Origin of the sequence: Actinoplanes sp. NPDC049668 (genome assembly GCF_044465445.1) — a bacterium.
In the GTDB taxonomy this organism is placed as follows: domain Bacteria; phylum Actinomycetota; class Actinomycetes; order Mycobacteriales; family Micromonosporaceae; genus Actinoplanes.
Window position 1 is genome coordinate 578466 of sequence record NZ_JBITLR010000001.1, and the last position, 14359, is coordinate 592824.

Genomic DNA, 14359 nt, shown 5'->3' on the forward strand with positions numbered 1-14359 from the left:
GGAACCGATTGGCAAGGTCTCCGCGGCGCCTGCTAGGCTCTTCCTCGCTGAGCCCCCGTAGCTCAGGGGATAGAGCGTCGCCCTCCGGAGGCGAAAGCGCAGGTTCGAATCCTGCCGGGGGCACGAGTCCATGGCCACCATGTGTTCGCTGAGAAGCGCGAACCTGGTGGCCTCGTCATTTCGCCTGGGGGCCCGAGCCCCCAGACCCCCACGGTGTAGTGGTTGGTCTGCGTGAGTCTTCCGCTGGAAGGGGCTTCGCCCCCCATCACCACTACACGTTGTGCAACACGACTACATGTCCTGCACCACCACTGCGTTTCGTGCACCGCCGCTTCGCGTCGTGTGCCGCCGGTGCGTGTCCGGGGTTGTGCGGTAAGGGTCATGATTCTGAGCGTTAAGTCGTATAGTGGTCAGTGTCTTGCCCCGTATTTGAAGGAGTGGCCATGCCTCGTCCCTCTGTGCGGGTTGGCGCCGCGGCCAGGAGTATCGGGGAGCAGTTCACGGCTTGGCGGAAGTTGCAGGGGCTCACCGCGGTCCAGGTTGCCGAGAGGGCGGGGATATCTCGGAACACGCTGCGCCGGGTCGAGACCGGAGATACCGGTGTCGGCCTGCAGGCATTTCTGAGCGTCGCCCGGGCCTTGGGCGTTCTGGATGCCTTGGTGACAGCCACGGATCCCTATGAGACAGACCTCGGTCGCGCACGGGCCGACGAGACGCTGCCGAAACGGGTGCGTCAGTGAGCCGCCTCCGTACTTATGTCGAACTGGGCGGTCGGACCGTCGCCGCTGGGGACGCCCACTTCAACCTTCGGCGAGGCCGGCTGACGGCGACCTTCTCCTACGATCGCGACTTCATCGCGTTGCCCGGTGCGTATGCCATCGATCCTGCCCTCCGTCTTGCAACGGGTTCCTGGCCATTACCTCACGGATTGCCGGGGGCTTTCAGCGACGCTGCGCCCGACCGGTGGGGACGGAATCTGATCGCCAAACGGTTTCGCGCCTCGGCCGTCGCCGAGGGTCGGGCTGCACCGACCCTGGACGACCGGGACTACCTGCTCGGAGTGAGCGATGAGACCCGGCAGGGCGCACTGCGCTTCAAGACCGATGGCGGTGACGAGTTCCAGCACCCGGCGTCGGAGGTACCGCAGCTCATCGCCCTTCCCGCACTGTTACATGCCGCCAACGCTGTCGCCCGCGACAAGCCGGACAACCTGGACGCGATCAAGACGCTCTTGGATGCGGGGACAGGCTCACTGGGTGGGGCACGGCCCAAGGCATCGGTGCGCGACGACGAACGTCTCATGATCGCAAAATTTCCCCACCACGCCGACGGATGGAGCGTCATCGCGTGGGAGAAGACCGCTCTCGACCTGGCGGAGGTTGCGGGGATCTCCGTTCCGGGAAGGCGGTTGGTCGGCATCGACGGTAGCCCCGTGCTCCTGCTCGACCGGTTCGACCGGGAGGGCACACACCGCGTCGGATACATCAGCGCAATGACGCTGCTGGAGGCGCAGGACGGGCAGTCTCGCGACTACACCGAGATCGCCGAGGTGCTGCCCGAGAACAGCTCCGCGGCCGTCGACGACCTCCGTCAGTTGTGGCGACGTATCGCGTTCTCCATAGCCATCCACAACACCGACGACCATCTTCGCAATCATGGATTCCTGCGTCGCGGTTCCGGCTGGAGGCTGGCCCCCGCCTTCGACGTCAACCCCAACCCGGAGCTCGCGGCGCAGCGTGTGACCAGCGTCGGCGGAGCGATCCGACCGGCCGAAGAGGTCAACACACTTCTCGCGTACGCGGAGAACTTCGGCTTGACGGATAGCCAGGCGCGCGCCGTCCTCCGTGAAGTGGCGGAGGCCGCTGAGAACTGGGAGTCGGTCGCTCGCCGCAACGGGATCGCTCAGGGGGAAATAGCTCGGTTCGGGTCGACCTTGAGCCACACCATCGACGCCGTGCGCCTCAACTGATCCCGCCGGATCGACGGTGTGATCGGGGCCACAGGTGGTGGCCTTGAATTCGGTACCTAGGTACAGGCCTACCGTCGGTGGGGTGGACGGAAGCGCCGATGACCTGGAGGGATCGATGGCGATCATGGTTGAGGCGGGCGTGCGGGCGCGGGTCATCGACGGGGCCGAGCGGCTCGGCATCGGCGGGGCCGAGTTGGCCGGGCTGGTCGCGGTGCTTGACACCGGCGACTGTTCGGCGACACAGGCGCGGATGGCGGACGTTGTGGGTGTTCGGCTGGCCGCGGTGGCCGAGCGCAGCGTCGCGTTGACCGAGCAGGCCGCCGCTGTGCAGTCGGCGCACGCCGGGAACCAGGCGGGGACGCCCGCCGAGGTTGTCGATCTACACGCCGGCGCCGTGGCCGGGCTGGCCGAGGTCGCCCGGTTGCAGGCGGCCGCTGCCCGGCTGGCGGAGCCGTCGACGGCGGGCGCCTGCGGCGGGGGCTGCGCGTGCGTGACGGCGGCGTCGGCGCGGACCGCACCGCGGATTCCGGTGGCGCGTGCCGCGTTGCCGCTGCTCGACGACGCCGCGGGTGCGGGTGCGGACCTGGTGTGCACGTTGGACGGTGGGCTGGACGCGATGCGGGGGCGGATCGGTGAGTGGCAGGCGGTGATCGGGCGGGCCGTCGGGCGGGAGGCCGTCGATGGCGGGGTCACGCTGGTCTACGGGCACGACCCGGCCGTGGCGGTGGAGTTGGCCCGGCTCGCGGCGGCCGAGTTCGCCTGCTGTTCCTTCTTCTCCTTCGTCCTGGCCGTCGAACCTGCGGGCATGCGGTTCACCGTGACCGCGCCGGCCGAGGCCGCCACTCTGGTGACCGCCGTGTTCGGCGAGGTCTGAAACGACGAGGACCTCCCGAGCTCAGATGCTCGGGAGGTCCTCGTTACTCAGGTCTGCGCCTTAGTCGGTCTTGCTGCCGGACTTCTCCGGCTCGGCCGTCGGCAGCGCCTCGGTCGGGGCCTCGTCGGCGTCCGCCGGCGCCACGTGGCGTCCGCCCTTGCGCTGCGCGGGCACCTGGGCCGCGGCGGCGGTCTGCCGCCGGCCCCGGACCACCAGAAGGGTGCCCAGGACCAGGAGGATCAGGCCGAGGACCGTGAGGCCGATCGGCACGGTCACGCCGACCAGGTTCAGCTTGTCGCCGTTGCTCTTGGCGGTGTCGGCCGCCTTGGTGACGGTCTCGTTCGTGTAGCTGAACACCGCGTTGAGCAGGGTCACCGACTTGCCGTCCGGGGTCACCAGCTGCTTCTGCTGGCGCTCCTGCACCGAGATGTACTGACCGGTGGTCGGGTCGACCCACACCGTGCGGGTGTTGCTGTACTTGAGCTCGGCGGTCGTCGAACCCGGCAGCAGCTGGCCCAGCAGCACCGCGAGGCGGTCGGCCGGGAGCTCCAGCGTCTCGTCACGGATCTCCTGGGTGAACTGGTAGGTCTCCAGCCCGCCCATCTGCTCGGTCTTCACGAACTGCATCGGCTGGGCCTTGAGGAGGTCGCGGTCGAACATGTCGTACGACTTCTTCTCGGTGCCGAACGGGAACTTGTAGGTCTGGCCCGCGTACTCGACGCTCTGGCGGTCGTTGCCGGTGTCAAGCCACTGCTTGTCCCAGTCCACCGCCGCGCCGGACTTGCGGTCGACGGCCAGCGAGGTGCTGTAAGCGCTGACGACCTCGTTGGTGTCGGTGCGGACGACCTCCTGGCCGACCACCCACACCAGGGCCGTGCCGTCGAGCTTGCCCTCGAGATCGGCGGTCGCCTTCGAGTCCGGCTGCACCCGGATCGTCGAGCGCAGGGTGCCCGTGTTGATCTTCGCGACACCGTTGGTGATCTGTAGGAACTCGGCGTTGGGTGCCTCGGCCACGGACTGCGTTGGCTGCATGTCGTAAGGCAGCTGGGCCACCTGTGGTGCTACGACGAACGCCAGGCCGCCGGCGAAAACCAACGCCAGGACACCGAAGCCGACAAGCAAGGCGCCGACGACGCGGGACCTCATAGTGCCTCCACGAGAAATAACGAGATAAGGGGTTCGGCAGGCGGCTCGCTTACCGGGTGGCGGAATGTTACTACTGGGTACCACGGGGAAGCGAGACCTTAACGGTTTCTTTCTTTGCCTGAGCCGCTAGTGGCTTTCCGTGCGCCGGAGCACAACGGTGAAGTTCCACGTAAGCGACTCCCGGAGGCCCGGAATCCGGGCGATCCAGCACGCCCACCTGGGGTGGTACCGCGGCAGGACATCGATGACCGTAACATCGCCCGCCTTGCGGGCGGCGCGCGCCCAGCGCATAGCCCGCGCCGCGCTGATTGCAAAGAGCGTTTCCTCGAAACGGTTCTTGGGCTCGCGGCCGTTGCGCCGCACAAAGCGCCGCCGGGCACGGTGGCCGCCGAACAGGTGCCATGGCGACGTCTCGTGACCGCCCCACGGCGAGAGCCAAGGCGTGAACGACACGAAGACGATGCCGCCCGGGCGGGTCACCCGCACCATCTCGTCGAGCATGGCCTCCGGCTCGGAGACGTGCTCCAGCACGTTCGACGAGTAGCAGACGTCGACGGAGCCGGACCGGATCGGCAGGGCGGTGCCGCTGCCGCGCACCATGCCCGCCACGGCGGCGCCGTCGGCGGCGAAGTCGCCGACCGCCGGGTCGAGGCCCAGGTACGCCGCGCCGCGGTTCCGGAACTCGGTCGCGAAGTAGCCCGGCCCGCCGCCCACGTCGAGGACGCTGGCGCCGGACAGCTTGGCGTAGGAGCCCAGCTGGCGCGCCGAGTCGGCGGCGAGCAGCGAGTAGAACCGGTCCGGGTCGGTCTGCTCGACGAGGAACGCCTTGAACAGGCCGACGGAACGGCGCAGGGTCGCCCGGTGGGGTTCGATGACCGGCCCGCCGGTCGGCTTGCCCGGCGACGCGGTCCCCTTGGGGCGGCGCGCCGAGGGCGCGACCGTCGCCGCGACCGCGCACAGGGCGGCCAGCATGGAGGTTTGCACCGCCGCACCGTACGCGAACTCCTGGCCGTGGCCCAGTAGCCGACCGGCTACCGCGATCGCGATGCCCGTACCGGCGCACGTGAACACGATGGCGGGTAGCGCGCTCGGCCACAGCTGCCGGACGATCAGGGCGGCGAGCAGCAGCGATGCACCGGCCGCGCCGCCGAGCAGCACCGCCAGCACCATCAGCGGCACCAGCATCCACCAGCCGCCGCCCGGTGCGTTCACGGCACGGGGCATGGGCAGCACGGGCAGCGGCTGTGCGGCCAGGGCCCGGGCCGCCAGCGGCGACTCCGCGAGGGCCTGGGTGAGCGCCTGCCGGCGCCGCCGCACCCGTACCAGGGCCAGCAGTGCGACCAGGAGCACGCAGGCCGCGCCCGCCGCGAGCCCGGCCCGGTACGGCTCGTCGGGCGTGAACCGCAGCGTCACCGCGCCGCCCGCGCCGGCCGGGAGCACGAACGCCTGCTGCCAGCCGTCCACCCGCACGGCGCGCAGCTTCATACCGTCGAGCGTCGCGGTCCAGCCCGCGTTGTGGTTCTCCGGCACCACGAGCAGTGCCTGCGCACCGGCGGCGACGGTGACCCGCCGCGAGGTGGTGTCCCAGCGGTCGACCGTCACCGCCCGGTCGTGCACGGCCGGCGGCCCGGCACCGGCACCGTCGCGGACCAGCGTCGCCGACTCCACGACGAACGCGGCCGAGGGCACGGTGCGCAGCCGGTGCTCGCCGGCCGCCAGCTGCACGGACTCGCTCGCGAAGTCGTCGCACACCTTCACCGGCAGCGCGTGGCCGGCGCGGACGTCCGCGAGCGTGCCGGAGACCGACGTCGGGTAGTCCACGCCGTCGATCCACACGGTCGGCCCGGTGCCGCAGGGTGCGGCGAGCGGCGTGCTGCCGGTCGCCGGCGTGAGCAGCGCGCCGAGCGCGGGCACCTTGACCTCGGCGACCCCGACCGGCGCCGGCCAGCTGTTGCCGCGGGTGTCGGCGACGACCGGCGTGGACGCGACGATCACGATCTCGATCCGGTCGGTGTTCAACGGCGGGAAGGTCACCCAGCCGTCCGGATCCACCGAGGCCCGGCCCGGACCCTCGGGCGTACGCAGGAGCACCTCGGTAGGCCGGGCGGCCGACGGCGCGGCCGGCACGACGAGCCGGAACCGGTCGATCGTGCGCTTCACGCCCCAGTTCAGGCGCAGTGTCGGGTTGGCATCGGTCGGCTCGGCGAGCCAGGCCGTCGCCGGGTCTCCGTCGACCGCCGCGTGCGCGCCGACCGTCACGTCGCCGGTCAGCACGGTCGACGCGGACGCGGTCACCGGCCGGGCCAGCGGCAGCGTGCCGCCGGGCCGCGGCAAGGCGGTCATCCGCAGGTCGTACGCGGCGTCCACCGGCGTCGCGAAGAACCGGTCGATGCCCAGCGGCTCCTCGCCGGCGCGGGCGAGGAACTGGTCGCAGTGGGTGCCGCCCGGCGCCGGGAAGCAGGCGCCGCGCTGCTGGGGTGCGCGGTCGAACGAGTACACCGGGGTGGTGCCGTCGCCGAAGTCGGCCGGCGCGCGCAGCCCGCGCTGTGCGGTGACGCCGGGTATGCCCAGCTCGCGCAGCGCGATGCCGCCGTAGTAGCCCTGGCGCAGGCCGAGCACCGTGATCCGTACGGTCGAGGTGAGGCCGGGCAGCGTCGCGAGCTTGTGCGGTCCGGCGGTGGCCGGCACCGGGCGGTCCACGACGCCCTGGTCGGTGGTCACCCGCACGACGCCGACGGGCGCGGCGACCCGCAGGTCGTCCGCGAAGTCGACGGTCACCTCGGACACCCGCCGCGGCGTGTCCAGCATGACCTCGAGCCACTGCCCGCCGCCGAACTGGTAGGGGTCGGAGCGCCAGGCGGTCGCCGGGTCGCCGTCCAGCGCCGCGAACGGCAGGGCGGACGGGTCGGTCGCGCCGAGCGAATCGGCGAAGCCGGCGCTGCTGGACGCGTCGACGGACCGGATGCCCTGGTACGCGGCGACGGTCTGGTGACCGGCCGCGGCGAACGGCAGCAGGTCGCTGCGCACCCGGCCCAGCCGGGTCTGCTCGTCCGCGGTGAGGGTCTGGCTGACGTTGTCGCGCATCCGGCCGATGTTCAGCTCGCGGCGGCGCAGCCCGTCGGTGACGATCCGCGGCCCCGCCAACTCGGGCGCGCCGAGCGCGCCGTCGGCGTCGCCGGCCAGCACGACCGGCTGCCGGCCGTCGATCAGCTTCTGCTCGAGCACGCCGAGCAGTCCCTCCGGGCCGCCGCTGACCACCGGCACGTCGGCGAGGTTGCTCGCGGACACCACCGGCACCGGGCGGTCGACCTTGAAGATCTCGATCGACGGTACGGACACCGCCGCGTCGACCGGGCTGGGCGCCGCGCCGCCGGCGCCGACCCGCGGGCCGAACTGGGCGGCCGGCACCAGGCCGGGCGAGCCGGCCACCGCGCGGCGCACCACGGCGATCGGCGGTGCGCCGGACGCCGCCCGGTCCAGGTCGTGCCGGACCAGCAGGTACGTGTAGCCGGCCCGGGCGAGGAAGTCGGCGAGGGCCGGCGATCCGCGGCCCTGCGCGAGCACCTGCTCGACGGCGTCCATCACCCGGATGTTGCCCTCGGAGCCGAGCGGGATCTGGTGCCGGGTCGCCCACGGCGCGCCGGCGAGCGGCTGGATCGGTTCGTCGACCGTACGGCCCCAGGTGTGCTGCGCGAAGCCGGATCCCGGCACGACGAGCGTGCGGGCCTGCGGGTCCTTGGCGAGCCACGCGGTCGCCTGGCTCCAGTGGTTCGGCACCTCCGACCAGCCGGGCCCGGGGCGGAGCATGAACAGCCAGGCGGGCGCCGCCGCGGCGATCAGCAGCGCGGCGACCACCGGCGCGGACGGCAGCCGCAGCCACCGCAGCCGAAGCGGACGGCTCGCGGCGTACACGAGGCCGAGCACGACCGGCAGCCGGAGCACCGGCTCGAACTTGTGCACGTTGCGCAGCGGGGCGAGCGGGCCGTCCAGCAGCTCGCGGACGTACGGCGCGACCGGGCTGTCCAGCGTGCCGACGTAGCCCATGGTGAGCAGGGTGAGCCCGGTCAGCGCGCTGAGCACGAGGAACCGCCGCTCGGGCAGCCCGCGCAGCGCCAGGCCGGTCAGGCCGACGGCGGCGACCAGCGCGGTCGCGATCATCAGCCCGGGGTGGTCGACGAGAATCCAGCCGGACGGCCACCACGCCTCGCCCTGGACGATGTAGCCGCCCCACTGGTTGGTGCCCCGGACGGCCTGGAAGAGCGAGACCACCGCGGTGGTCGTCGTCGAGGACTCGATGTAGTCGAGGAACGGCAGGCTGTACTGGCCGAAGAGCAGCAGCGGAACCATCCACCACACGGCGGCCAGCGAGACGCAGACGAACCACCAGGCGGCGAGCTTCGCGAGGTGCCGGTCCCAGCGCCGGGTGATCAGCCACATCCCGGGCAGCACCAGCGCCATCACGACGGCGGCCGCGTTGATGCCGCCCATGCACACCATTGCCAGGGCGGACAGCGCGGCCGCGCGGCGGGGCGAGCCGATCCGGCGCGCGGCGACCAGCGGCAGCAGGACCCAGGGCAGCGCGACGACCGGCAGCATCTCCGAGGAGAGCGGGCCGATCTCGGTGAGCATCCGCGGCGCGAGCGCGTACGCGAGCGCGCCGATCACCCGCCCCGGCTCGGTGCCGATCCGCAGCGCCCGCGCCAGCAGCAGCACCCCGAAGTACGCGGCGCACAGCAGCAGCGCGCACCAGAGTCGCTGGGTGATCCACGGCGGCACGCCGAGCCGGTCACCGGCGGCGAAGAACGGCCCCATCGGGAACAGGTAGCCGTACGCCTGCTGCTGCAGCTCGCCGGAGGTGGCCTGCGGATTCCACAGGTGCAGGGCGCGGGCCATGAAACCGACGGGGTTCTCGGCGAGGTCGAGCTTGGTGTCGAAGGTGATGCGGCCCGGGCGCTGGAGGAAGGAGAGCGCGACGAGCACCAGCGCGCCGGCGACGGCGCCCAGGTGCCGGCGGCCGGAACGGGCCGGCGGGGCGCCCGTCTTCGCCTTCGCTTTGGCCTTCACCTTCGACTTCGCCTTCGCCTTCGACTTCGCGGGAGCGGACGCGGTGGCGGTCATCGGCGGCACTTCGGCGGCAGGCAGCTGAATTCGGCCAGCGCGGTGAAGAAGATCTGCTTGATCCCGGACGGCTTCGCGGTCAGCGCCACCTGCCCGCCGGTGGCGGTGGCGATCTGCCTGAGCTCGTCGGGGTCGATCTCCGGGCCGATGCCGATGAACAGGATCGGCACGGGCCGCTTCCGGTCGACCAGGCCGCCCAGCTGGCGCATGAGCTCGGCGCGGCTGATCCCGCTGGCGTTGTCGTCCTTGCCGTCGGTGAGGACGAGCACCATGTTGATCCGCCCCGGGGTCCAGTTACGAGTCGCGTCACGGTACGCGGCCAGCGTGGTGTCGTACAGGCCCGAAGTGCCGTTCGGCTTGACCTTCATCCGGCCCAGCTCCGCCACGATCTCGGCGCGCCGCGGCCCGATCGGTCCGACCGGCACGACCTCCTGGTAGTCGCGGTCGCCGTCGAGGTCGTTGGAGAACTCCCAGACGCCGAGCTCGGTCGTGCCGAGCAGTAGCTGCGCACCGCCCTGCGCGGCCTTGATCGTCTCGGACAGCCGGGTCTCCGTGGAACCCGGCACCTTCGCGCCCATCGAGCCGGAGGTGTCGAACACGGCCAGCATCCGAGCGCTGATGTGCACGCCGCCCCACGCGTTGAGCAGCGCGAGGGCGTCCGGCTCCCCCGGCAGCCGCCCGGGCTTCAACGCACCGGTGCGGATCCCCGTGCCGGACGGGATGCCGACCGGCGGCCCGCCCTTCGGGGTGCGCAGCCCGTTGCGGGTGAGCGCGGTGGTGCCCTCGGTGGCGAGGAGCGCGCGCAGCAGCGCGGTGGCACCCTCGCGCCCCGGGCCGGTGGTCAGCGTCGCGTACGGGTAGTCGGGGCCGGGCACCCCCGCGGGCGGGTAGACCGCGACCTGGCGGCGACCGCTGACGCCGCCGAGCAGGACCGCCTGCTCGGTGGTGACCACGGCGGCCTCGTCGGCGCCGGGCCCGGTCGGCGCGGGCGGGTTCTCGCCGGTCATCGAGGCGGTGCGCGGCGCGAGCCGGCGCATGGTCGCCGCCGCGCCGGCCGCGGCGTCGTTCGGCTGGGCCGAGCGGGCAAGCGAACGGATGCCGACCAGCGCGCCGAAGCCGATCGGGCTGGTCGCCGGGTCGGGCAGCACGACGGGCAGCGGCGGCTGGGCGGCGGCCACCAGCCCGGTCCAGCCGAGGCTGCGGTTGCGCCACCCCAGCCGGGTCGCGGACCGGCTGTCGAGCGCGAGCACGACCGGGGTACCCGCAACGGAGACCCCGTCGGCGGGCACCTGGAACGCGCCGGCCGCGCGGGCCCGCCGCAGCCAGAGCGTCGATTCCGGCAGCCAGGCGTCGGGCGGCGCGGAGCCGGCGACGGTCGCGCCCGGCTGCGACGGCGATCCCGCCGCCGAGGGTGCGGCCGAGGGAACCTTCGGGGCGGCGGCCTTAGAGGCGGGTGTCGAGGCGGGCGTCCTGGTGGCGGCCGCGCCGACGCCGCCGGGTGCGGTGCGCGCCAGATCGCGCAGCACGTCCGCCGACTCGCGGGCCTCGACCAGGATGTCGAGACACCGTTCCCGCAGCACGAGCCGACGGGCGATCTCCCGGGCCGGCGGGGCGATGCTCGGCGCCGCGGCGACCCGCAGCGTGGTCCGCTCGACGCACGGCGGCACCTGCCGGGTGCGGTCGAGATAGGTGGCGGTACCCCAGCCACCCAGCACGGCGACCAGTGCGACGCTCAGCAGCGCGACCGGCCAGAATTCCGGCCGCGCCAGCACGCCCCGATCGGCCATGCGTTTCTCCTTTGTTTCACCTTCACCGTTGCGGATCACCGCGAGGTTGCCCTAGTGTGACGCGATCGCGAATCGTACTCGCTAGTAGGGTGGGCCGAGTAGACAAATGATGTATGCCGGCGCTGGACACATCCTTTTCCTGAACTGGCGGGACACGACGCATCCTGAAGGCGGCGGTTCTGAGGTTTATCTCGAGTCGGTTGCCGCCGAACTGATCGGCCGTGGCTGCCGGGTAACCGTGCTGTGCCAGGCACACGGCACCGCACCGGCGGAAGAGACTACCCCGGAAGGGGTACGGATCGTAAGGCGTGGCGGGCGGCATACGGTCTACCTCCTCGCCGCCCTGGTCTACCTGGCCGGCGCTCTCGGATTCGGCCCGCTCTCCCGGCGCCGCCTGGGCCGGCCGGACCTCATCGTTGACGTCGGCAACGGCATGCCGTTCCTGAGCCGCCTGTACGCCCGCAAGCCGGTGATCGCGCTGGTGCACCACGTGCACCGGGAGCAGTGGCCGGTGGTGTTCGGCCCCTGGGTCGCGCGGATCGGCTGGTGGATCGAGTCCCGGGTGGCCGTGCGGGTCTACCGCAACTGCCGGTACGTCACGGTCTCCGAGTCCAGCCGAAGCGAGCTCGCCGAGCTCGGCGTCGACCCGCACCGGATCACCGTGGTGCACAACGGAACGCCCGAGGTCACGGGCGCGCCGGCGCCCCGAACGCCGCACCCGAGCCTGGTCGTGCTCGGCCGGCTGGTGCCGCACAAGCGGGTCGAGCTCGCGCTGCGGGCGACCGCGCTGCTGGCCACCGAGCTGCCGACGCTGGAGCTGGTGGTGGCCGGCCACGGCTGGTGGGACGAGCCCCTGCACCGGCTCACGGCCGACCTCGGCATCGAGGACCGGGTCCGCTTCGCCGGGTTCGTGACCGAGCAGGAGAAGCACGAGCTGCTCGGCAGCTCCTGGCTGATGCTGCTGCCCTCGCTCAAGGAGGGCTGGGGGCTGACCATCGTCGAGGCCGGCGCGCGGGGCACGCCCTCGGTCGCGTTCCGGTCCGCGGGCGGGGTCGTCGACGCCATGGCGCACGGCGAGACCGGGATGCTGGTCGAGGACGAGTTCGAGTTCTTCCAGACCGTGCGCTCGCTGGTGCTGGACGCGCCGCGGCGCGCGGCGATGGGCACGGCCGCCGCGACCCACGCGCGGCAGTTCACCTGGGCGATGAGCGGAGCCGCGTTCCACCGGGTGGTGGCCGCAGAGCTCCCCGCGGTGGCACAGCCGCTGACCGACCAGCGCGTCTAGTAATACGAAAAGCCGAATTCTTCAGGCGATTAGGTCGCCCCATTCCGGCCGCCCGGTAATTGATCATCCTGGGAATGGCGCGGCGTGGCCTCACGCAAATGCGGGCGCCACGAGAAAAGGCTGAATTGGGCCGTGCAGTAAATGGAAAAGGCCGCCGCAGGGCTCAACCGCTGATGATCAGCGGGAGCAGCAGTACGAAAAGCCGAATTCTTCAGGCGAGGGGTCACCCGTGCCGGCCGCGGGGCCGTGCACGCGGTAGTTCACCTGGGGGATGACCGTTGCCGCCCAACCCCCAGGTGAACCGCCGTGCCGATCAGCGCGCGCCGTAGATCGTGGACGTCGGATCGATCTTCGACTGCTCGGCTACGTGGTCGGCGGACGGGCTGACCGCCCCGACCGTCGCGACGACGCCGACGACGCCGAGCACGGCGCCGAGTGCGGTTGCGGCTATGAACGTGGCCAGACTGACCATGGCGGCTTCTCCTCGGATTCGTGAGTGCGCGGACGGTACCACGGCTTTCGCCGATTGCGCAGTAGTAAAAGGGCAACGAAGATCACGATTGTTATCGCGATCAGGTGCGCCGTCAAGGCGGGCACGCGCCGGGCCACCGACGCCGTTTCGGCGGCGTCGGCGGACACCGCCGGGTTCTCCCAGAGCCGCAGATTAGGCCCGTCGTAAGCCAGCCTGAGGCCCGCAAGGACGCCCGCCGGGGGCTCGGCCTGGGTACCGCGGCGTACCAGCACCCAGCGGACGCCGAGGGCCGCGGCCGGGCGGCCGGCGGCGAGGTGCTCCGCGGCCCGCGCGGCGCGCGGGCTCTCCCCGTCGACGGTCACCGCGCCGACCCGCAGGGCGTCGTTCATCAGGACCGGCGCGTCCAGGTAGCGGGGCGCCGGGTCGCGCACCACCACGCCGCGGGTCCACGGGTAGGCCTGGTAGCCCTCGAACGGCCACGACAGCACCTCGCCCGGCGCGGCCGCGACCAGCTTGGCCGCCGCGTCCCAGTCCGCCGGGTAGCGCACCGGCCGCAACGCGCCCGCGCCGCCGAAGGCGAGATCCGGCAGCAGCACGATCGGCAGCAGCACGGCACCGGTCAGCAGCACGCCGCCGACCGCCGGCTCGAACCGGCGGGCCAGCCGCTCGGCGAGCAGCTCGGCGCCGAGCGCGAAACCCAGCGCGACCGTCAGCGCGTACGGGATGAGGAACTTCTGGCCGTCGCGCAGCAGGCCGGCGCCCGGGACGTGGCTCACCAGCCACTCCAGGGCGGGCGCGAGCGGCCCGGTGCCCGCGACGGCCAGCAGGAACCCGCCGCCGGCCAGGACCAGGAGCCGGTCGGCTCCGCCGGGCCAGCGCCGGCGCAGCTCGCGCAGCCCGACGACGGCCACCGCGAGCAGCAGCAGCGTGACCAGAGGTACCAGCGGTGAGGATCGGCTGGCGGGCGCGGTCTGGCCGTTCCAGATGCCGCCGGTGCCGGCGAGCGCCGCCCAGGTGCCGGCCCAGTTCTCCGAGCGGGCGGCGAACTGGGCCACGCCCTCCGGGTCGGAGCCGCCGCCGGCGACGCTGGTCGCGGCGGCCACCACCCACGGCGCGTTGAGCCCCGCCACGAGGGCGAGGGCGGCGGCGGTGGCGCGGGACCGCAGCGGCAGCAGCACCGCGACCGTGACCAGCGCCATCAGGCCGCCGGTCGGGGTGACCGCGGCCAGCGCGGCGGCGAGCGTCAGCCGGGGCAGCGCGCCGGGCCGCCCGGCGCGCACGTCGCGCGCCGCACCGACCAGCCACGGCATGGCGGCGTACGCGAGCAGCAGCGCCCACTGCCCCAGAAGCAGCCGCTCGGCGAGGAACGGCGTCCAGGCGAACGCCACCGCGGCGACCACCCGGGTGGCCGTGCGGCCGGTCGGCACCAGCCGGGCGGCGCCGAGCGCGGCCAGGTAGACGACCGCGACCAGCGCGATCCGCTGGAGCAGCCAGCCCGGCACCGCCAGGTTGGCGAGCGACACCAGGGCGTCCAGCGGCACCGCGCGCGGCAGCGAGTCGGCGGGCGCGATCATCTCCCAGTTCAGCGGCTGCCGCGGCACGAACACCATGTCGTAGCGCAGCACGTACCCGGGCAGGGCCAGCGGCGCCAGCACCACCGCGGTGACGGCGGCGGCGACGGCGTGCGGGACCAGCCGGGCGCGCACCG

The 14359-nt window shown here is 72.6% G+C and carries 9 protein-coding genes and 1 tRNA gene; 5 read left to right on the top strand and 5 right to left on the bottom strand.

Features of this window, described 5'->3' with window-relative positions; translation table 11 throughout:
• Positions 1-51: 51 nt before the first annotated feature.
• The 4 genes from ACIBSW_RS02640 (at position 52) to ACIBSW_RS02655 (ending at position 2843) form a co-directional block, all read left to right on the top strand.
• Positions 52-123 (top strand) — tRNA-Arg (locus tag ACIBSW_RS02640).
• 320 nt (positions 124-443) lie between these two features.
• Positions 444-740 carry a helix-turn-helix transcriptional regulator gene (locus tag ACIBSW_RS02645; protein ID WP_354725539.1) on the top strand — a complete coding sequence of 99 codons (297 nt, stop codon included), beginning with the start codon at positions 444-446 and terminating at the stop codon, positions 738-740.
• Positions 737-1969: a type II toxin-antitoxin system HipA family toxin gene (locus ACIBSW_RS02650; RefSeq protein ID WP_354725541.1), complete on the top strand. Its 1233-nt coding sequence runs from the start codon at positions 737-739 to the stop codon at positions 1967-1969. The genes ACIBSW_RS02645 and ACIBSW_RS02650 overlap by 4 nt, the downstream gene beginning before the upstream one ends.
• A gap of 115 nt (positions 1970-2084) precedes the next feature.
• Positions 2085-2843 (top strand): hypothetical protein, encoded by a 759-nt coding sequence (locus tag ACIBSW_RS02655; protein WP_354725543.1) that lies wholly within the window; start codon positions 2085-2087, stop codon positions 2841-2843.
• Positions 2844-2903: 60 nt separating this feature from the next.
• Here the strand turns inward: ACIBSW_RS02655 and ACIBSW_RS02660 are convergent, their stop codons facing one another.
• The 3 genes from ACIBSW_RS02660 to ACIBSW_RS02670 form a co-directional block, all read right to left on the bottom strand.
• Positions 2904-3989: a DUF3068 domain-containing protein gene (locus tag ACIBSW_RS02660; RefSeq protein WP_354725545.1), complete on the bottom strand. Its 1086-nt coding sequence runs from the start codon at positions 3987-3989 to the stop codon at positions 2904-2906.
• Between the two features lie 126 nt (positions 3990-4115).
• On the bottom strand, positions 4116-9107 hold the full coding sequence (locus tag ACIBSW_RS02665) for an alpha-(1->3)-arabinofuranosyltransferase family protein (RefSeq protein WP_354725547.1): 4992 nt from the start codon (positions 9105-9107) through the stop codon (positions 4116-4118).
• Complete coding sequence (locus ACIBSW_RS02670) at positions 9104-10894, bottom strand: substrate-binding domain-containing protein (RefSeq protein ID WP_354725549.1); 1791 nt, start codon at positions 10892-10894, stop codon at positions 9104-9106. The genes ACIBSW_RS02665 and ACIBSW_RS02670 overlap by 4 nt, the downstream gene beginning before the upstream one ends.
• 106 nt (positions 10895-11000) lie before the next feature.
• On the opposite strand from ACIBSW_RS02670, the gene ACIBSW_RS02675 reads away from it, so the two are divergent.
• Entirely contained in the window at positions 11001-12179 is a 1179-nt protein-coding gene (locus ACIBSW_RS02675) for a glycosyltransferase family 4 protein (RefSeq protein ID WP_354725551.1), read from the top strand.
• 313 nt (positions 12180-12492) lie between these two features.
• On the opposite strand, the gene ACIBSW_RS02680 is transcribed toward ACIBSW_RS02675, so the two are convergent.
• Positions 12493-12651 (bottom strand): hypothetical protein, encoded by a 159-nt coding sequence (locus ACIBSW_RS02680; protein ID WP_354725553.1) that lies wholly within the window; start codon positions 12649-12651, stop codon positions 12493-12495.
• Entirely contained in the window at positions 12627-14357 is a 1731-nt protein-coding gene (locus ACIBSW_RS02685; RefSeq protein ID WP_354725555.1) for a hypothetical protein, read from the bottom strand. The genes ACIBSW_RS02680 and ACIBSW_RS02685 overlap by 25 nt, the downstream gene beginning before the upstream one ends.
• Positions 14358-14359 lie beyond the last annotated feature (2 nt).